The organism is Bradyrhizobium centrolobii (genome assembly GCF_001641635.1).
GTDB classification, from domain to species: Bacteria; Pseudomonadota; Alphaproteobacteria; order Rhizobiales; family Xanthobacteraceae; genus Bradyrhizobium; species Bradyrhizobium centrolobii.
This window is the reverse complement of sequence record NZ_LUUB01000015.1, coordinates 12,753-31,546: the sequence shown is the minus strand read 5'-3', so window position 1 is coordinate 31,546 and position 18,794 is coordinate 12,753. Positions and strand designations below refer to the sequence as shown.

The 18,794-nt window shown below is 63.0% G+C and carries 17 protein-coding genes and 1 pseudogene; 9 read left to right on the top strand and 9 right to left on the bottom strand.

The genetic code is table 11. The annotated features are described in order from the left end of the window. The 8 genes from AYJ54_RS01820 to AYJ54_RS01790 form a co-directional block, all read right to left on the bottom strand. Positions 1 to 225: transposase zinc-binding domain-containing protein (locus AYJ54_RS01820; protein WP_201724109.1), on the bottom strand; the 225-nt coding region annotated here is incomplete at its 3' end. A gap of 9 nt (positions 226 to 234) precedes the next feature. Then, a complete protein-coding gene (locus AYJ54_RS01815) occupies positions 235 to 1,095 on the bottom strand; it encodes a tyrosine-type recombinase/integrase (protein ID WP_063696166.1) in 861 nt (286 codons plus the stop codon). Between the two features lie 267 nt (positions 1,096 to 1,362). Further along, positions 1,363 to 2,391 carry a TauD/TfdA family dioxygenase gene (locus AYJ54_RS01810; RefSeq protein WP_063696165.1) on the bottom strand — a complete coding sequence of 343 codons (1,029 nt, stop codon included), beginning with the start codon at positions 2,389 to 2,391 and terminating at the stop codon, positions 1,363 to 1,365. Positions 2,392 to 2,407: 16 nt separating this feature from the next. Further along, entirely contained in the window at positions 2,408 to 3,184 is a 777-nt protein-coding gene (locus tag AYJ54_RS01805; protein WP_245328846.1) for a class II aldolase/adducin family protein, read from the bottom strand. A 502-nt stretch (positions 3,185 to 3,686) separates the two neighbouring features. Continuing rightward, positions 3,687 to 3,896, bottom strand: a complete 210-nt coding sequence (locus AYJ54_RS48785; RefSeq protein WP_136623366.1) for a hypothetical protein — start codon at positions 3,894 to 3,896, stop codon at positions 3,687 to 3,689. A gap of 710 nt (positions 3,897 to 4,606) precedes the next feature. Next, positions 4,607 to 5,380: a phytanoyl-CoA dioxygenase family protein gene (locus tag AYJ54_RS01800; RefSeq protein ID WP_063696164.1), complete on the bottom strand. Its 774-nt coding sequence runs from the start codon at positions 5,378 to 5,380 to the stop codon at positions 4,607 to 4,609. Positions 5,381 to 5,399: 19 nt separating this feature from the next. Then, positions 5,400 to 6,167, bottom strand: coding sequence for a phosphocholine cytidylyltransferase family protein (locus AYJ54_RS01795; RefSeq protein WP_063696168.1), 768 nt, complete (start codon positions 6,165 to 6,167; stop codon positions 5,400 to 5,402). Positions 6,168 to 6,356: 189 nt separating this feature from the next. After that, entirely contained in the window at positions 6,357 to 7,475 is a 1,119-nt protein-coding gene (locus AYJ54_RS01790) for a 2-aminoethylphosphonate--pyruvate transaminase (protein WP_063696163.1), read from the bottom strand. Between the two features lie 409 nt (positions 7,476 to 7,884). On the opposite strand from AYJ54_RS01790, the gene AYJ54_RS01785 reads away from it, so the two are divergent. Further along, positions 7,885 to 8,565 carry a class I SAM-dependent methyltransferase gene (locus AYJ54_RS01785; RefSeq protein ID WP_063696162.1) on the top strand — a complete coding sequence of 227 codons (681 nt, stop codon included), beginning with the start codon at positions 7,885 to 7,887 and terminating at the stop codon, positions 8,563 to 8,565. A 260-nt stretch (positions 8,566 to 8,825) separates the two neighbouring features. Here the strand turns inward: AYJ54_RS01785 and AYJ54_RS01780 are convergent. Then, a pseudogene (locus AYJ54_RS01780) lies at positions 8,826 to 9,618 on the bottom strand (recombinase family protein). A gap of 196 nt (positions 9,619 to 9,814) precedes the next feature. On the opposite strand from AYJ54_RS01780, the gene AYJ54_RS01775 reads away from it, so the two are divergent. The 8 genes from AYJ54_RS01775 to AYJ54_RS01740 all read left to right on the top strand — a co-directional run bounded on the left by AYJ54_RS01775 (position 9,815) and on the right by AYJ54_RS01740 (position 18,772). Continuing rightward, positions 9,815 to 11,017: a cytochrome P450 gene (locus AYJ54_RS01775; protein WP_063696161.1), complete on the top strand. Its 1,203-nt coding sequence runs from the start codon at positions 9,815 to 9,817 to the stop codon at positions 11,015 to 11,017. Positions 11,018 to 11,110: 93 nt separating this feature from the next. Beyond that, positions 11,111 to 12,400 (top strand): cytochrome P450, encoded by a 1,290-nt coding sequence (locus AYJ54_RS01770; protein WP_063696160.1) that lies wholly within the window; start codon positions 11,111 to 11,113, stop codon positions 12,398 to 12,400. 1 nt (position 12,401) lies between these two features. Then, positions 12,402 to 12,710, top strand: a complete 309-nt coding sequence (locus AYJ54_RS01765; protein WP_027554676.1) for a ferredoxin — start codon at positions 12,402 to 12,404, stop codon at positions 12,708 to 12,710. Further along, positions 12,697 to 13,530, top strand: coding sequence for an SDR family oxidoreductase (locus AYJ54_RS01760; RefSeq protein ID WP_063696159.1), 834 nt, complete (start codon positions 12,697 to 12,699; stop codon positions 13,528 to 13,530). The genes AYJ54_RS01765 and AYJ54_RS01760 overlap by 14 nt, the downstream gene beginning before the upstream one ends. Next, entirely contained in the window at positions 13,530 to 14,873 is a 1,344-nt protein-coding gene (locus tag AYJ54_RS01755; RefSeq protein WP_063678716.1) for a cytochrome P450, read from the top strand. Before AYJ54_RS01760 ends, AYJ54_RS01755 begins: the two co-directional genes overlap by 1 nt. A 153-nt stretch (positions 14,874 to 15,026) precedes the next feature. Next, the gene (locus tag AYJ54_RS01750) at positions 15,027 to 16,025 is read left to right on the top strand and encodes a polyprenyl synthetase family protein (RefSeq protein ID WP_063696167.1); all 999 of its coding nucleotides are present in this window, start codon (positions 15,027 to 15,029) and stop codon (positions 16,023 to 16,025) included. Positions 16,026 to 16,322: 297 nt separating this feature from the next. Then, a complete protein-coding gene (locus AYJ54_RS01745) occupies positions 16,323 to 17,873 on the top strand; it encodes a hypothetical protein (protein ID WP_063678715.1) in 1,551 nt (516 codons plus the stop codon). After that, positions 17,870 to 18,772 (top strand): terpene synthase family protein, encoded by a 903-nt coding sequence (locus AYJ54_RS01740; RefSeq protein ID WP_063678714.1) that lies wholly within the window; start codon positions 17,870 to 17,872, stop codon positions 18,770 to 18,772. Before AYJ54_RS01745 ends, AYJ54_RS01740 begins: the two co-directional genes overlap by 4 nt. The last annotated feature ends 22 nt before the right edge of the window (positions 18,773 to 18,794 follow it).

Here is an 18,794-nt window from a genome sequence, read left to right as displayed (position 1 = left end):
CAGCTCCCCATTACCGGCTTTGCCCATAAGGCAGGAGTTGTAGGCGATGCGTGTGGCGCCGCAGTCATCGCACTGCTCGACGTGGCCGCCGAGCACCGCCGTCCGGCATGCCGTGATCGCGCCCATGACGCGCCGCTCGACGCGGCCCAGATGCTCGGCACGGGCTTGCCGAAACGCGTCGCCGTGGCGGCGGAAGATATCCGCCACTTCCAGAACCGGAGCCATCAGGACCGCTCAGCCGGGCGGCACGACCTCCAGGCGGAGCCGGTCAAGCGGACTTGGCGTATTGCTGATGGTCTTGGTGGCGACCTGGGTATAGCGCGCCGTGCTGGCCAGGCTGGCATGGCCGAGCAGCACCTGGATGATGCGCACGTCGGCCCCGTTCTCCAGGAGATGGGTCGCGAATGTGTGCCGCAACGTGTGCACTGTCACCGACTTGCTCAGGCCGGCCGCCGCACAGGCTGAACGGCAGGCGGCGTGCAGCACGTTGGGGACGAGCGGACGCTCGTCGTCGCGGCCAGGAAACAACCATCGCTTTGGCCGAGTGAGCCGCCAATATGTCCGCAGAATCCTCAAAAGTTGCGGCGAGAGCATAACGTAACGGTCCTTGCCGCCCTTGCCGTGCTCGACCCGGATCAACATCCGTTGGCTGTCGATGTCGACAACCTTCAAGAGGACCACTTCCGATACGCGCAGTCCGGCGGCATAGACCGTGGTCAGCGCGGTACGGCTCTTCAGGCTCGGGATCGCCTCCAGAAAGCTCACCACCTCGTCGGCGCTCAGCACGACCGGCAACTTGCGCGGTTGGCGCGCATAGGCGATGCGTTCCGGAACGGTGTCATGACCAAGCGTCACACCGTAGAAGAACCGCAGCGCGCAGACGATTTGGTTCAGCGCCGGCCAGGACATCCCCGTCGCCACCAGATGAACCTGGAAGGCACGGATATCCTCCAGGTCAAGGCGGTCGGGAGAGCGACCGAAATACCGGCTCAACTTCGCTACGGCGTTGAGGTAGGATTGCTGCGTCGCCGGTGACAGATTGCGGACCGTCATGTCCTCGATCATGCGGCGGCGAAGTGGGCTGATCTCAGCCATCGGAAAACCTCCTGTCTGAAGGGTTGGGCTTCGAAAACCCACAATCCTCTCAGACAGGAGGCAATCCTTGCTATGCCTCCCTACATGCCGCGACAGCGGCTTCGTTCAATCTTGACAGGCTCATTAATCCGATGAAACTGCCAAAGTAGTGCTAATGCGCTTGGCCTTCTGAAGCTCGGAAAGCGAGACCGCGAATGCAATCAACAATGTGAGGGACAGAAGCCAGGGTAGGACACGATACATTCAACCAGACCTACTGTCTCCGGATCACAAGTTTGCTCCTCCTTGCCGTTGGTGTTCCTGCACAGCTCGGTGTTCGCTGGAGCATTCAGAAAAGCAGGAATCCGGAATCAGATGACCAGTTGAGCAAAGATAGTTTGCGTTCAGACGATGCGAAATCATCAGCCGTTGCAGCCAACGATCTCGACCGTCGTAATTTGGTCGAAACGCACTTCGGCCATGGACGATGTGAGAGTTGTCCATAATTAATAAATCCCCGGCGTTCAAATGCAGCCCTGTCGTATTCGCGCCGATGGCAGTCCGCAGGTTATCGAGCACCTCTTTGGCCTCGTCGTTAAGAGCCGAAAGGTCATCGACATACTGATAAATGGCGCTATTCTGGTGCTCCTGCACAATCGCATGCGGCGCCGTATAGCCAATGCCATCCATCACGAGACGCGGACTATCAGTCCGAAATGCGTATAGAGGCGTCCGAAGCAGCCGTTGCGCATCGGACGGGAACTGTTCGATGACTCGACGGAGATCGCAAAAATGCGTTATGGCGGCATGGGCCGGATCGCCTCGCAAGCATAGTAGAGCGACGTAGTCAGGAGAAACGTCGCGAAACGCCTTTTCCGTGTGCATTTGGAGCAGCACATTGTTCGTCCCCACTTGCGAGGTGGCGTGTTGCCGAATTGGATATTTGTTGTGAAGTAGAAGCCCTCCCTCCCACTCACGATAGCTGTACGGGTTTCCGAACGCGGAGGCGATTGAGAAGAGGAGGCCTTCATTGCCGACGCGTCCCAAGCCGGCCTCCCTGACCGGCTTGGTGGGGGTCGGCGGAAGATCGGCGCAGATCGGTAGACCGGTAACCAAGAGTACGCCGGAATATAGCGTGCTCGAGAATTCATTCAGCGCATTTTGGAATCCAAGGGGGAGCTGGGAAAAACCTCTTCTGCCCTGATCAGCGGCAGCTATCGGGTCATTGTAGGGATCGGGAAAGCTCAAGGACCATTTAACAAAGCCGCCCAGGTCGAGCTGCGTAGCATCTAGGCGGCGGAGCAACTTATGCGTCATTTCAGCCTCCTCGAGGCTAGTTCATGAAGTCCGGATCGGTTCGCTCCAGCAGACGTCTGAAGGCGGCCCATTCGACATCCGGCGTTTCTCCCGCTTCGATGCCGTCGTAGAAGCTTGCGTACTGTTGCGCAGCCCGGCGGGCAGTAGCCTCGGGGATCACCGTGAAATCCCCACCTGCAGCTTGAATTGCCAATTGCGCCTGACAAGATCGCTCAAGGTTGCGCATCAGCTTGAAGGATTCGGCAACGGAGCGTCCGCAGGTCAGCAAGCCGTGATTTCGCAGAATCATGACGGATTTGTCGCGGAGATCGGCAACAAGTCTGGCGCGCTCACCAATATCGAGCGCGATTTTTCCATAATCGTGATAAGCGAGGCTGTCTATGAACTGGAGCGACCATTGAGTGAGTGGCCGCAGACCAGCTTTCAGTGACGAAACCGCAACCCCGGCAATTGTGTGGGTGTGCAGCACGCACATTGCGTCTTTTCGTGCGGAATGAATCGCGGCGTGAATGTTGAAGCCGGCCGGATTGATACCAAGTCCGAGGGGATCGTCGACGACCGTGCCGTCGATGTTGATCGTGACAAGGTTCGAGGCAGTCACTTCGTCAAAGCGCATCCCGAACGGATTGATTAGAAAGCGATCGTGATCGCCGGGAAGGCGAGCCGAGATGTGGGTATAGATGCTGTCGTCGAGGCCGAGCCGATGAATCAGCCGGTAGGCTGCGGCAAGGTCAACCCGAATCTGCCGCATTGTATCCGTGGCGATCGCCTGATTCGGATGTGCTGTCATCATCGGCCTTGTCGTGATGCGAGACACCGGTCGTCGCCAGTAGCAGCAGCCGCCGGGTTGGCGGCTGCAAGCTCGACATCCTCAATCCAGCAATTGCTGTGCCAGCAAACACATCGCGCGATGGCAGTGTAAGGCAAAGCTCCGGAGCAATCGGCGTCCTGCGCGTCGGCTTTCAGACGTAAGCGTCCGAAACCATACACAACCGGCAAAAGATCAGGTTGTCGAACGGTGGCGGCCGCTGCCGGATATCCAATCCGTCAATGATTTCCCAAGGCGAAGGGTGAACTGACGCGGTCGGCTGACTGCAGTTAGGTCTCTGACCGACGGCAGGATCATTGAAGCCGGTCGCTCACGCTATCCTGCAGGAGCAGGCTGAGGCTTAGTTATTCTTGTCTGGCAATAACTGGCGACTCCCAATTGCCGATCGCTCCATCCTTGTCGTTTAGACCGCGGCGAGTCTCACGCGCCAATGATCTCATTGATGAGACTGGCAGCTTCATAGCAGTCATCGCCAGCCATGTTGGGCAAACCAGCTCAACAGCGCTGAAAGGGCCGCAATAAGGAGACCGCTGCACAAAGAGGCCCTTCCGCCGGCCACTTGCACCGACCGCAGGTAGAGGAAGGCTCCAAGCAGCGTTCCATAGTTCTTCCTGAAATCTCCGTTGAGTTTTGAAATCACGGCAAGATCCGAATGCGTGCCGCTTCGATCAGCCATCGTGGAACTTCCCCTTCTGAGTCCGTATGCACCACATAGACCACTGTTTTGCCCGACGGCAAGCGAAAATTCATAATTTCCGAACTCAATTTCGGGAGAAGCTGTTCGAAATGCAGGCGATGAAGAGCTGTGCGCGCGGCACGATTGGGGAGGCAATGTGAAGATCTCAGGCGTCCACTCGGTTCGCGCGTGCGAGGCGGGCTCCGCAAAGGCCCACAGCTTCAGTGTTGGATATTGAAGCCATCCGCGCGGGCTCAATCACTTTGGCCGCACCGACGCCGATTTCCCCTCGGTCGAGTCGCGCGCGGCGGTGGAGCGAGCGGTCCATGATCCGAATGGCGGCACTCGTCGTGAGCCGACTGCCGGAGTAGAGGGGGCAGTACTGCGCCGCAGGATGACAACGGACTTGACACATTGGACCACGGGTCAATTCTGATCGGCTGCTGGCAGCATCCTTGAACCGCTCGGTGCAAGGCTCGCGTTTTATCAGCCACAATTATGGAAGCACTGTCCTTACCGTTGTTTTCCTCGAGTCTACGCGAGGAAGCCGAAGTCATCCTGCTGTTGAGCACCATGAACTGCTTCCGATCGAGATGATCTGGTCGGAGGAGCGTGAGGAGGGAAGGCCGCCTGTGTCGCAGAAAAGCGGGGCTTAAATCGTCATCGGCAACCTGTCCGATCAACAGAGGGAAAAATTCGTGGTGCGCGCGTCACACACGATAAGCGTAAGTCCTGTCCTTTCGTCGAGCAATATCCGGAGGATAGGTATCCCATTTGTGCAGGTAGTAGTCTTCTCTGTGGTCGCCATCTCGCAATCTATTATACGTAAGGTACATCGCGCGACGTGGACGATCGGATAAGTTGGGCTTTGAAGCATGGGGAGCGTAACTATCAAAGAAAAGCACGTCGCCAGGCGACAGCTCGACCGGTATGGGAGCTCTGTTCCCTACTGCGCTGATTGGTAGCGGGCTTCCTTCTGGCCCCAAAAGACCATCTTTGTGAAGACCGGGAAAAACTTCCAGGCACCCATTGGAAGTATCCGCGGCGTCAATAGCGATCAGCGCGGTGACAAATAGGCTGGCGTAACGGCTCCACCCGGCCTGTTGATCCTGATGGAGCTCAAATCCGCCGCCGCCAGGTAGCTTTAGGTTGATTTTTTCTTTGAAGAGACACACTGGCTCGCCTAGCAATTGAGCAGCGATATCGGCCATCAATGAGGACCGAACGCAATCGCCAAGCACATCGTCATGATCGGCGAAGTTCTCGATTCGATTGATCAACGGCGAAGCGTCTTTTCCGCTGGACTCAAAGTAGAGCCACGGGCCGTCCACTTGGGGCTCCGCAGCTTCAATGGCCAGGATATGCTCGCGAAGCTCCTGCGCGTTCTCAACGAGACCTGCGAATTTTACAAACCCATCCTTGTCGAACGACGCTCTCTTATCCTCCAAGTCCAACGAAGTGCCGCGTGGAAGATCAGCTTTCATTGTCATTGTCTCCTCCGTCTCACAAGGACGCGTTTCCAGACAAAGTCTCTTCTACCAGTGGAAATACATGGGTCTCTGCTCGTCGGAGATCGTCTTCGAAATCAATCTCGATCCATGGGAGACCTGTGACGTCCTCAGGTGCGAATTTGTGAGATGCATTCAACAGAACTGGCTTTAAAGCCTCTTCGTATTCCAAACGGTCACCCCCGGCAGAGAGAAGCTGAGAACCTATCGCGCCAAGTTCGTGGCGAGCTGCCGGTCCCAGTTTGAAGAAGCCGACTGATTCGCCATACCAGTCGCCCAAATCGGTCGGCCGTTTCTCGAAATCGACGATCGTGTTTCCTCTTACGCAGAGCTTTACCGGTTCGGCGCCGACGGCGCCGTTACGATCGACAAGTACCGCATTCTGGCTCCGGGAACTGACGAGACGTTCAATGATCGCGCCATGGTAGAGCACATCGGCATCCATCAATAGGACCGTATCCGCGTCCAAAGACCCAATGTTCGCCGCCACAAGCGAAAAGAGACTTCCCTTCTCCTGCCACAAAACGGGGATTACGCGAACTGCGATGGCTCCGCACTCACCTACTAGGGCCTGGAAAATTGCGGTCGCCTCGTAACCGACCACAATGTCAATCCGCGTGACTCCGATTCTCCTGAGCGATTCAATGTGACGAGACAACAAGCTTTTCGATCCAAACCGCAGCAGCGCCTTGGGTACTCCCTTCATACCCAGTCGGTTGCCGGCACCAGCGGCGAGGATGACTGCGTGAGCGCTTGTACTCATCTCCGGCCGCGTGCACCTCTCAGGATTTGGTGCTTTGAGGGACTTATCTACGAGCTGTCGGCGGTAGACTACCATGACCTGAGGCTTGCAATCTCCTGCAAGAATTGGTGGGTCCATCACCGGTCACGGTAGGAAGACGGAATCGGACGACGGTCCGGCTCGCTAGGGCGAAGCAGACGCTTGGCCGCGCTAGCTGCGGCCTCTCTTGAGGCTCACAATCTCGCGACAAGCGTCAATCAGCGCCTCAAAATCGCTTGGTACAACGGCCCCTATGCAGCCAATACGGAAGCTATCTCTCATCGTCAGCTTCCCTGGGTATATTGAAAAACCTCGAGTGTGAAGCGCGACAAAAAGATCGTCAGATCGAAGATCTACGTCGTCCAACGGCAAGAACGTGGCGATGATCGGTGCCTGAACTGCTGCATCAAGAAACATCCGGAAGCCGAGCTGCTCCATCCCAGATCGGAGGGTAGAGAAATTTCGCTGATACCTCTTAAGACGCTCTGCGGGTCCCCCTTCTTCTTCCAGCAGACGCAAAGCCTCGACCAGCGCCGCAACGACTTGCACGGGTGGCGTGAATCGCCATTGGCCATTGTTCTCGAATCCGCGCCATTGATCATATAGATCAAGAGACAGAGAAGGGATGTTGTCCCGTTTGGCCGCAGCGATCGCGCTCTTGTCTACAATGGAAAAGCCGATACCCGGTACGCCCTCGAGACACTTATTGCTGGAAGCAACGACGGCGGTAATTGGAAACTTCGACAGGTCGATCGGGAGTGCGCCGAAACTGCTCATGGCGTCCAATATCAAGCCGCGTCCGTGACCGAGTACGATGGAAGCGATTTGCTCAAACGGATTGAGTATTCCCGATGTTGTTTCGCAATGCACGAGCGCGACGTGGCTAATTGTCGGGTCCAGTGCAACTGCTTTGTCAACCTGCTGCAGGTCGATGGGCAGGTGTTCTGGCCAATGCAAGGCCAGAAATCGTCGGTTCAGGCGTCGCGCAATGTCGATCATGCGCTCCCCATAGGCGCCGTTCGACAGTATCAGTAGCTTATCATCGGGCTTGATCAGAGAGGCGAGTGTGGCTTCGACCGCGAAAGTGCCGCTGCCTTGGAGCGGTATTGCAACATGGGTCGGCGCGCCATTTACGACCGTCAGGAGCCGTTCGCGTAGCTGTCTTGTCATGTCGACAAAGGCAGGATCGCGAGATCCCCAGTCCTTCAGCATGACCGAGCGAGTTCGCGAGTGCGTGGTCAATGGTCCCGGCGTCAAGAGAAGTGGTGTTCTGGTCGGATCGGCGGTCATATGAATTCGGGCCTGCGGCTCTCAAGCAAATTCGAACATGCGCGAGTGAGGTGCCAGGACATCCAGGTCTCAATCCAACCGGATTTGATCCGGCCACCCAGAACTTTGCATGCTACGTGCCAAGAGGAGCGTCGTAGAAGGGTTACGGAGCTGTCGCACATAGCTCCACGTGAATAGCCGACAAGTTGGCGCCACGAAGCAGCGGCGCGGCCATCGTGGAACGGCGACCTGCGTCAAGCTGCTTATCGATCCCACGGCAGCACGCTTCGAAGACGCCACACTGGCGCCATCTGCGAGGCGTAGTCTCTCTTCTTGACGCGGTTAGGTGTTCTACCGGTCGGCGGCAGACGTTTGAAAAGCGACAACGGTTGTAGCGATGCGTACACATCTCGACGACGCCACAAGATCCATGGACGAAATCGCTAGCGATTTGCGCTCACTGTCCGATGAGCTCGACCATCGTCATCGTCAACAGCGCAAAGTGCAGTTTCTGTTGGATATTCGCGGTTATCTCGCGATGAACAGATTGGTGGGAGACTACGTCGAGTTTGGACTGTTTCGTGGCGAGATGATGTTTAGTGCCCACCACATCCTGGATCGCTTGGGCGTAATCACGCGGTATGTCGGCTTCGAAAGCTTCGCGGGGGAGCCGGAGATGACGAAACAAGAGCGGTCAATGTTACCCTTTCTGAAGCCGGGTGATTATTGTGCGGACGAACAAGCCACTCGTGAGTTTCTTGAAAAGAACATCGGGCCCGAGCGGTTGCGCATAGTGAAGGGTGACTTTCGCAACGAATCAACAAGAGGAGAAGAGCCGAGCCAACCCGTGGCCGTCGGTGTGATCGACTGCAATCTTCCGTCATCAATTGAAGCTGCATGCAGCGCGTTGCTGCCCCGGATCGTACCAGGCGGAGTATTATTCTTAGATGATTACTTCCTGAACATCGGCAAACGGGGCCTCTGGCACACGCAAGCGCTTACGGATGTCGCAAGGCGGTCTGACCGGCGGCTGGTCTATTTTCAGACCTACCCACCCTGCGCGCGAGCCTACATTGCCTTCGATGCACCCGAGCGAAATCGTCCGTGCTGAGCAAGGAGGGTTTGCCGTCGTGCGCGGCGCTAGATCCGCCGCTCTAGGCACAATGGGCCGACCTGGTCATGTCGTCGATGTCATCGATGTTACCACGGGCGCCAGGCAACCGGATGAAGCAGAGGGAGCCATCGCGGTGTTATCACCCGATCCGGTGATGTTTCTCGGCTACTGGAATAATCCTGAAGCGACGCGCGAAAAGTTCGTAGAAGGTCCTGATGGCAAATGGCTCCTAACAGGAGATCAAGGAATACGCAATGTCAATGGCCGGCCCCGCTTTCAAGGACGCAGCGAAGACGTGATTGGGTCTGCCGGCTACGGAATTGGTCCGGCAGAGATTGAAGATTGCTTACTCGACTCACGAGGCGGGCCGTATTGCTGGAGTCGTGGCTAAGCTTGATCCGCTTCGCGAGCGCCACGGAGCCCATCCAACCGACCCGTGCCAGGGTCTCGATCAGCGTGGTTCGCTTGACGCCGAAGTTGCGACATACCGCCGCTTTGGAAATGCCGCCGTCCAGCGCGGCGATGATGGCGTCCAGCTTCTCGCCGGTAATCGCCTGCGGCCGGCCGCGGATCCGGCCGCGTTTGCGTGCGGCGGCCAGGCCGGCGACGACACGCTCCTGGATCAAAGCGCGCTCATACTGCGCGAGCGCGCCGAACACCTGGAACAGGAATTCGCCCGAGGGTGTCGTAGTGTCCAGGTTCTCGGTCAGCGAGCGGAACGCCACCCGATTGTCCTTGAGCGAGATCACGATGGCGAGCAGACAACGAGCGGCCGAGCCGGGCGAGTTTCCACACGACCAGCACGTCGCCGGGCCGGACGAATTCGAGCGCTCGCGCCAAGCCGGTGCGGTCATCCTTCGCGCCCGAGGCGTGATCCTCGAACAGGTGAAGCGGATCACGCCGGCGGCGAGCAGCGCATCGCGCTGCAAGTCCGTGCTCTGGCGGTCGGAGTCCGGCGACACGCGCATGCAGCCAACCAACATAGGCGGATACCCATCGGAAATAGGTTTCCGCGTGGCGACAGAGTTTTCCGCAAATTTTTTGCGTCACCAGGCGTTTAGCTTAGGGGGGCTACTACAAGATTCGGTAGTTGGCTAAAGCCAAATTGAGGCCCTAGGGTCCGGCCGCCTTTCCCGCCGATCATCATCGACGAACAGAAGTGAACGCAAGCGCACGTAAAGCCGCTGCCCGCAGCGCCTGCCGGTCACCTTCCGGCCTTCCATCGCTTAGAGAGTGAAGTGCCACCATGTCTGAACAACCCTTGCCGACGCTGCCGATGTGGCGCGTCGATCACATCGAGCCCTCGCCCGAGATGTTGGCGCTACGCGCCAACGGTCCGATCCACCGCGTGCGCTTCCCGTCCGGGCACGAAGGCTGGTGGGTGACAGGCTACGACGAGGCCAAGGCGGCGCTGTCCGACGCGGCGTTCCGGCCCGCGGGAATGCCGCCGGCGGCATTCACCCCGGATTCGGTGATTCTCGGTTCGCCGGGGTGGCTGGTCTCGCACGAGGGGGGCGAGCATGCCCGGTTACGCACGATCGTGGCGCCGGCCTTCAGCAACCGCAGGGTGGAGCTACTCGCGCAGCAGGTCGAGGCGATCGCCGCGCAGTTGTTCGAGACGCTGGCGGCCCAGCCCCAGCCCGCCGACCTGCGGCGCCACCTCTCCTTTCCGCTTCCGGCCATGGTCATCAGCGCGCTGATGGGCGTGCTCTACGAGGAGCACGCGTTTTTCGCCGGGTTGTCCGACGAGGTGATGACGCACCAGCATGAAAGCGGCCCGCGCAGCGCGTCGCGCCTGGCCTGGGAAGAACTGCGCGCCTACATCCGCGGCAAGATGCGGGACAAGCGCCAGGATCCGGGCGACAACCTGCTGACGGATCTGCTCGCGGCGGTCGACCAGGGCAAGGCAACCGAGGAAGAGGCGATCGGCCTGGCGGCGGGCATGCTGGTGGCGGGGCACGAGAGCACCGTCGCGCAGATCGAATTCGGCCTGCTGGCCATGTTCCGCCATCCGCAACAGCGCGAACGCCTGGTCGGCGATCCATCCCTGGTGGACAAGGCGGTGGAGGAAATCCTGCGCATGTACCCGCCGGGCGCGGGCTGGGACGGCATCATGCGCTATCCGAGAACCGACGTGACCATCGCGGGCGTGCATATTCCCGCGGAGAGCAAGGTGCTGGTCGGCCTGCCGGCGACGTCGTTCGATCCGCGCCATTTCGACGACCCGGAAATCTTCGACATCGGACGCGACGAAAATCCGCACCTGACCTTCTCCTACGGGCCGCACTACTGCATCGGGCTGGCGCTGGCCAGGCTGGAACTCAAGGTGGTGTTCGGTTCGATCTTCCAGCGCTTTCCCGCGCTGCGCCTGGCCGTGGCGCCCGAAGAACTGAAGTTGCGCAAGGAGATCATCACTGGCGGGTTCGAGGAGTTCCCGGTGCTCTGGTGATGCGCGGACGCCGCCGGGAATCGCGATCTTCTCCGCAATTTGCCGGCGGCCTGGCGCGCGCCGGTCAGATCAGCCAGCCAACAGGTAACCAAGATGGACGTGCAAGAAACCACGGCAGCATGCCGGGACGCCTTCGCCGAACTGGCGTCGCCAGCGTGCATCCACGACCCGTATCCGTTCATGCGGTGGTTGCGCGAGCACGATCCAGTGCATCGCGCGGCGTCGGGCCTCTTTCTGTTGAGTCGCCACGCCGACATCTACTGGGCGCTCAAGGCCACGGGCGATGTGTTTCGGGGACCGGCGCCGGGCGAACTCGCGCGCTATTTCCCGCGTGCGGCGACCAGCCTGTCGCTCAATCTGCTGGCGTCCACGCTAGCGATGAAGGAACCACCGACGCATACGCGTCTGCGCCGGCTGATCTCGCGCGATTTCACCATGCGCCAGATCGACAACCTGCGGCCGAGCATCGCGCGCATCGTCGCAGCGCGCCTGGACGGCATGGTGCCCGTGCTGGAGCGCGGGGAGGCGGTGGACCTGCATCGGGAATTCGCGCTGGCCTTGCCCTTGCTGGTCTTCGCCGAACTGTTCGGCATGCCCCAGGACGACATGTTCGGGCTCGCCGCCGGCATCCGCGCCATTCTGGAAGGCCTGAGCCCGCACGCCAGCGATCCCCAGCTCGCCGCGGCGGACGCGGCCAGCGCAAGAGTGCAGGCCTACTTCGGCGACCTCATACAGCGCAAGCGCACCGATCCCCGCCACGACATCGTGTCGATGCTGGTCGGCGCACACGACGACGATCCCGACACGCTGTCGGATGTGGAGTTGATCAGCATGCTGTGGGGCATGCTGCTGGGCGGCTTCGCCACCACTGCTGCGACCATCAACCATGCGGTCCTGGCGATGCTGGCGTATCCCGAACAGCGGCACTGGCTGCAGGGAGACGCCGTGGGGGTGAAGGCATTCGTCGAAGAAGTCCTGCGCTGCGACGCGCCCGCCATGTTCAGCTCCATTCCGCGTATCGCCCAGCGCGACATCGAACTGGGCGGCGTGGTGATCCCGAAGAACGCGGACGTGCGCGTGCTGATCGCGGCCGGCAATCGCGACCCGGACGCCTTCGCCGATCCCGACCGCTTCGATCCCGCGCGGTTCTACGGCACGAGTCCTGGCATGTCGACCGACGGGAAGATCATGCTGAGCTTCGGCCACGGCATCCACTTCTGCCTCGGTGCGCAACTGGCCCGCGTGCAGTTGGCCGAGAGCCTGCCGCGGATCCAGGCGCGCTTCCCCACGCTGGCATTGGCCGAGCAGCCGACCCGGGAGCCCTCCGCGTTCCTTCGAACGTTCCGCGCGCTGCCGGTGCGGCTGCGTGCGCAGGGGGGCTGAGATGCGCGTCGTGGTCGACCATGATCTGTGCGGAACCACCGGGCAGTGCGTGCTGACGCTGCCGGGCACCTTTCGCCAGCGCGAACCGGACGGCGTGGCCGAAGTGTGCGTGGCGACGGTCCCGCAGGCGCTGCACGCCGCCGTGCGGCTCGCGGCCAGCCAGTGTCCGGTCGCCGCCATTCGGCTCATCGAAAGCGACGCTGGCGATGACGAGCGCGCCAGCGCCGACCCTGCGCCTTCTCCGGCAGTGGCCGAGCGGCATGCCGCGAAAGACCAACGCAATCCAGGCGGACACGATGGGACGGTTTGAAGGCAAGGTGGCCGTGGTGACCGGCGCCGGCGCCGGCATCGGCAAGGCATGCGCCCTCGCCATCGCGCGCGAGGGCGGCAGAGTGGTGGTGGCCGACATTGATGGCTCGGCGGCCATCGCCTGCACAGCGCAGATCGCGGCCGAAGCGGGCCACGCGCTGGCCCTGGCCATGGACATCGCCGATGCGCAGGCGGTGGCAGCGCTGTTCGAGACGGCGGAGCGGCACTTCGGTGGGGTCGACCTGCTGGTTAACAATGCGAGCGCCATGCATCTGACCCCGTGCGACCGCGCGATCCTCGACCTGGATCTGGCGGTCTGGGATCAGACCATGGCGACCAATCTGCGCGGCACGCTGCTCTGCTGCCGACACGCCATCGCACGGATGATCGCTCGCGGCGGTGGCGCGATCGTCAACATGTCGTCGTGCCAGGGGCTCAGCGGTGACACCGCGCAGACATCCTACGCCGCGTCGAAGGCGGCGATGAACATGCTGTCGGCCTCGCTCGCCACCCAGTACGGTCATGCGCAGATCCGCTGCAACGCGGTTGCGCCGGGTCTCATCATGACCGAGCGTCTCCTCGCCAAGCTGGATGAGTGCATGCAAGGGCATCTGCGCCGGCACCAGCTCCTGCCGCGCGTCGGCCGCCCCGAGGACGTGGCCGCGCTGGTGGCGTTCCTGCTCTCCGACGATGCGGCGTTCATCACCGGCCAGGTCGTGTGCATCGATGGCGGCATGCTGGCGCATGTGCCGACGTATGCCGACGGTGGCAACAGCCGCGCCGCGCGGCCTGCCGGCGACACCGCGGCGCCGCGCTGCTGATGGACATGCTGCTCAACCCGCTGGACCGTCGGCACCGACTGCGGTGCGACATCCCGGTCGTGCCCGGCGCTTTCCCCCTGGTCGGGCATCTTCCCGCCATCGTCTGCGACCTGCCGCGCCTGCTGCAGCGCGCGGAACGGACACTGGGCAGCCACTTCTGGCTGGATTTCGGCCCTGCCGGACACCTGATGACCTGCGTGGATCCGGATGCGTTCGCACTGCTCCGGCACAAGGACGTGTCCTCGACGCTGATCGAAGAGATCGCGCCCGAATTGCTTGGCGGAACGTTGGTCGCCCAGGACGGCGGCGCGCACCGGCAGGCGCGCGATGCGATCAAGGCGGCGTTCCTGCCCAAGGGGCTGACCCAGGCCGGCATCGGCGACCTGTTCGCGCCTGTCATCCGGGCGCGGGTGCAGGCGTGGCGCGACCGCGGCCACGTAACCATCCTGCGCGAAACCGGCGACCTGATGCTCAAGCTCATCTTCAGCCTCATGGGGATCCCCGCGCAGGACCTGCCGGGATGGCATCGCAAGTACCGGCAACTGCTGCAGTTGATCGTCGCGCCCCCAGTCGACCTGCCCGGACTGCCCTTGCGGCGCGGCCGCGCCGCCCGCGACTGGATCGACGCGCAGTTGCGCCAGTTCGTCCGCGACGCGCGCGCGCATGCCGCGCGCACAGGGTTTATCAACGACATGGTGAGCGCCTTCGATCGCAGCGACGATGCGCTCTCCGATGACGTCCTGGTCGCCAATATCCGCTTGTTGCTGCTTGCCGGTCACGACACCACCGCATCGACGATGGCCTGGATGGTGATCGAGCTGGCGCGGCAGCCTGTGCTGTGGGACGCCCTGGTCGAGGAGGCGCAACGCGTGGGCGCGGTGCCGACCCGGCACGCGGACCTGGCGCAGTGTCCGGTCGCCGAGGCGCTGTTCCGCGAGACGCTGCGCGTGCATCCGGCGACCACGCTCCTGCCGCGTCGCGCGCTGCAGGAATTGCAACTCGGCCAACGGCGCATTCCCGCGGGCACCCATCTGTGCATCCCGCTGCTGCATTTCTCGACCTCGGCGCTGCTGCACGAGGCGCCCGATCAGTTCCGCCTGGCGCGGTGGCTGCAACGCACGGAGCCGATCCGTCCGGTGGACATGCTGCAGTTCGGTACCGGCCCACACGTCTGCATCGGCTACCACCTGGTATGGCTGGAACTAGTGCAGTTCTGCATCGCCTTGGCGCTGACCATGCACAAGGCCGGGGTGCGGCCGCGGTTGCTGAGCGGCGTCGAAGAAGGCCGGCGCTATTACCCGACCGCACATCCGTCCATGACAATCCGCATCGGATTCTCATGAGCTGGCATCGCATGCCCGTATGGCGAGGCAGCGGCGCCGGCGACGCGCGGCATTGCTGCGCTCGGCGCGCGCGCTCGGTGCGACGCAGGTAACACCGCGGCGGCTCGCCGCTCGCCGTGGCCGTCTGCTGTCAGGTACAAGGACATGAACAACATGCAGACCGGCTCCACGCTACACGACGACCGGACTGGCGTTTCCGCGCTCGGCGGATTGGGCGCGCAGGCGCGCGGCGCATCCGGCAGGCTGCTTTCGGAGATCTGGATGCAGGACGGCGCAAAGCGGGTCGAACAGGCGCTGGCGCGTCTTCTCTGCGCCGAAGACGACGGTGAGACCGAGCTGATGGCGGCGATGCGCTACGCCACCTTGCACGGCGGGAAGCGCACCCGCGCCTTGCTCTGTCTGGCTGCCGGCGCACTGGCCGACACGCCGGCGCACATGCTCGACGACGTCGGCGCCGCCATCGAGATGATGCACGCCTGTACCCTGGTCCACGACGACCTGCCCGCGATGGACGACGACGTGCTTCGCCGCGGCCTTCCGACCGTGCATGTCAAGTTCGGCGAAGCCACTGCGATCCTGGTCGGCGATGCGCTGCAGGCGCACGCCTTCCTGACCTTGGCGAGCCTGGATGCGCCGGGCGACAACCGTATCGCGCTCGTGCGCGAACTGGCGCAGGCGGTGTCCGCCGAGGGTGCCGCAGGCGGGCAGGCCATGGATCTGTCGCTGGTTGGAAAGTACGTCGAGCTGGACAGGATCGTGGCGATGCACCGGATGAAGAGCGGAGCGCTAGTGCGCGCGTCCGTTCGCATGGGCGCGCTATGCGCCATCGCGGACGATGCCGCGCAGGCTGCGCTGTACTGTGCGCTCGATCGCTACAGCGCCTGTTTCGGCCTGGCGTTGCAGGTGGTCGACGACATTCTCGACGCGACAGCGGATACCGCGACGCTGGGCAAGACCCCCGGCAAGGACGCGGCAGCGCAGAAGCCGACCTGCGCGTCGATCATGGGGCTGCAGGCAGCGCGCCAGTTCGCGCTGGATCTGTTGCGCGACGCCGGGGAGGCCCTCGCCCCGCTGGGGCCGCGTGCGGAACGGTTGGCGCAGATCCTGCAGCGGGCCAACGCGTATCTGTTCAAGCACGCGCCATGCGCATGAGCGCCCGTCCGCATGGAGTCGCCCCTGTGCCGCTGCGATCGGGCGGCGGCAGCGGTGCATGCTGCACTGTGTCCGAGTCCGCGGCGCCGATCGCAGCGGTTGCCCAGCACGGTCGCGGCGCACGCGGCGCGCAAGCCTATGCGGCGGACCGGCGCCAGCATCGGGGCGCGTCGCCGCGCCGGAGCAGGGCGGCCGTCCGGCGCTGCCCATGCGCCGGGCCGCGACGGGCCTGCGGCGACGTGCGCGGCGTCTGCCCGATCCGGTTCTCGTCAACCGTCTGCAGAAGGAACATCCCGCGTGAACGCGCTGTCCGAACAGATCCTCTCCGAATTGCGCCACCTGCTGAGTGAGATGAGCGATGGCGGCAGCGTCGGTCCGTCCGTCTACGACACGGCGCGAGCTCTGCAGTTCCACGGCAACGTCACCGGTCGGCAGGACGCATACGCGTGGCTCATCGCGCAGCAACAGGCCGATGGCGGATGGGGAAGCGCGGACTTCCCGCTGTTCCGCCATCCGCCCACGTGGGCGGCGTTGCTGGCATTGGAGCGTGCCGATCCTCTTCCCGGCGCTGCCGACGCAGTCCAGGCTGCAACCCGGTTCCTCCAGCGCCAGCCCGATCCCTACGCGCAGGCGGTGCCGGAAGACGCGCCGATCGGCGCGGAGCTGATCCTGCCGCAGTTTTGCGGCGAGGCCGCATCCTTGCTGGGCGGCGTGGCGTTTCCGCGCCACCCGACACTGTTGCCGTTGCGGCAAGCGTGCCTGGTCAAGCTGGGGGCGGTGGCGACGTTGCCGAGCGGCCATCCGTTGCTGCACTCCTGGGAAGCCTGGGGGACGTCGCCGACCACCGCATGCCCGGATGACGACGGCAGCATCGGCATCAGTCCGGCGGCCACCGCCGCGTGGCGTGCGCACGCCGTGACACAGGGGAGCACGCCGCAGGTCGGGCGCGCCGACGCGTATCTGCAGGCGGCATCGCGGGCGACGCGCAGCGGCATCGAAGGTGTCGTTCCCAACGTCTGGCCGATCAATGTGTTCGAGCCATGCTGGTCGCTGTACACCCTGCATCTGGCCGGGCTGTTCGCGCATCCCGCGCTCGCCGAGGCGGTGCGCGTGATCGTCGCGCAGCTCGACGCCCGCCTGGGCGTGCGCGGTCTGGGCCCAGCCTTGCACTTCGCGGCCGATGCGGACGACACCGCCGTTGCGTTGTGCATCCTGCGCCTTGCAGGCCGCGACCCGGCGGTCGATGCGTTGCGCCATTTCGAAATCGGCGAGCTGTTCGTCACCTTCCCCGGCGAGCGCAATGCCTCGGTGTCGACCAACATCCATGCCCTGCACGCGTTGCGACTGTTGGGAAAGCCTGCCGCCGGCACCAGCGCCTACGTCGAGGCCAAGCGCAACCCGCACGGTCTATGGGACAACGAAAAATGGCACGTTTCGTGGCTGTATCCCACCGCGCATGCGGTCGCTGCGCTGGCGCAAGGCAAGCCCCAGTGGCGCGACGAGCGCGCGCTGGCGGCGTTGCTGCAGGCGCAGCGCGACGACGGCGGCTGGGGTGCCGGTTGCGCGTCCACATTCGAGGAAACTGCCTATGCGCTGTTCGCGTTGCACGTGATGGACGGCAGCGAAGAGCCGACAGGGCGCCGGCGCATCGCGCAGGCGGTGGCGCATGCGCTGGAGTGGATGCTCGCCCGCCATGCGGCGCATGCATTGCCGCAGACGCCGCTGTGGATCGGCAAGGAACTGTATTGCCCCACCCGGGTCGTGCGCGTGACCGAACTCGCCGGGTTGTGGCTGGCGCTTCGTTGGGGGCGGCGCGTCCTGGCCGAGGGAGCAGGAGCGGCGCCATGATCCAGACTGAACGCGCGCTGCAGCAGGTGCTGGAGTGGGGGCGTTCCCTGACCGGGTTCGCCGACGAGCATGCCGTGGAAGCGGTCAGGGGCGGCCAGTACATCCTGCAGCGCATCCACCCGAGCCTGCGCGACACCAGCGCCCGCACCGGCCGCGATCCGCAGGACGAAACGCTGATCGTGGCGTTCTATCGCGAACTGGCGCTGCTGTTCTGGCTCGACGATTGCAACGACCTTGGCCTGATCGCGCCGGAGCAGCTCGCCGCGGTGGAGCAGGCGCTGGGGCAGGGCGTGCCGTGCGCGCTCCCCGGATTCGAGGGCTGCGCTGTGCTGCGCGCTTCGCTGGCCGCGCTCGCCTACGATCGTCGCGACTATGCTCAGCTTCTCGACGATACCCGGTGCTACTGCGCGGCGCTGCGCGCCGGACACGCGCAGGCGGCAGGGGCGGAACGCTGGTCCTACGCCGAGTACCTGCACAACGGCATCGATTCGATCGCCTACGCGAACGTGTTCTGTTGCCTGTCGTTGCTGTGGGGGCTGGACATGGCGACCTTGCGCGCGCGTCCGGCGTTTCGCCGGGTCCTGCGGCTCATCTCCGCGATAGGGCGCCTGCAGAACGATCTGCATGGACTCGACAAGGACAGGTCGGCCGGCGAGGCCGACAACGCGGCGATCCTGCTGCTGCAGCGCTATCCGGCTATGCCTGTGGTGGAGTTCCTCAACGACGAGCTGGCCGGCCATACGCGCATGCTGCACCGGGTGATGGCGGAAGAACGCTTTCCCGCGCCGTGGGGACCGTTGATCGAGGCCATGGCGGCCATCCGCGCGCAGTACTACCAGACTTCGACCAGCCGCTACCGCAGCGACGCTGCGGGGGGAGGCCAGCGTGCGCCGGCCTGAACGCGCGGGAGGCGGCGGCGTG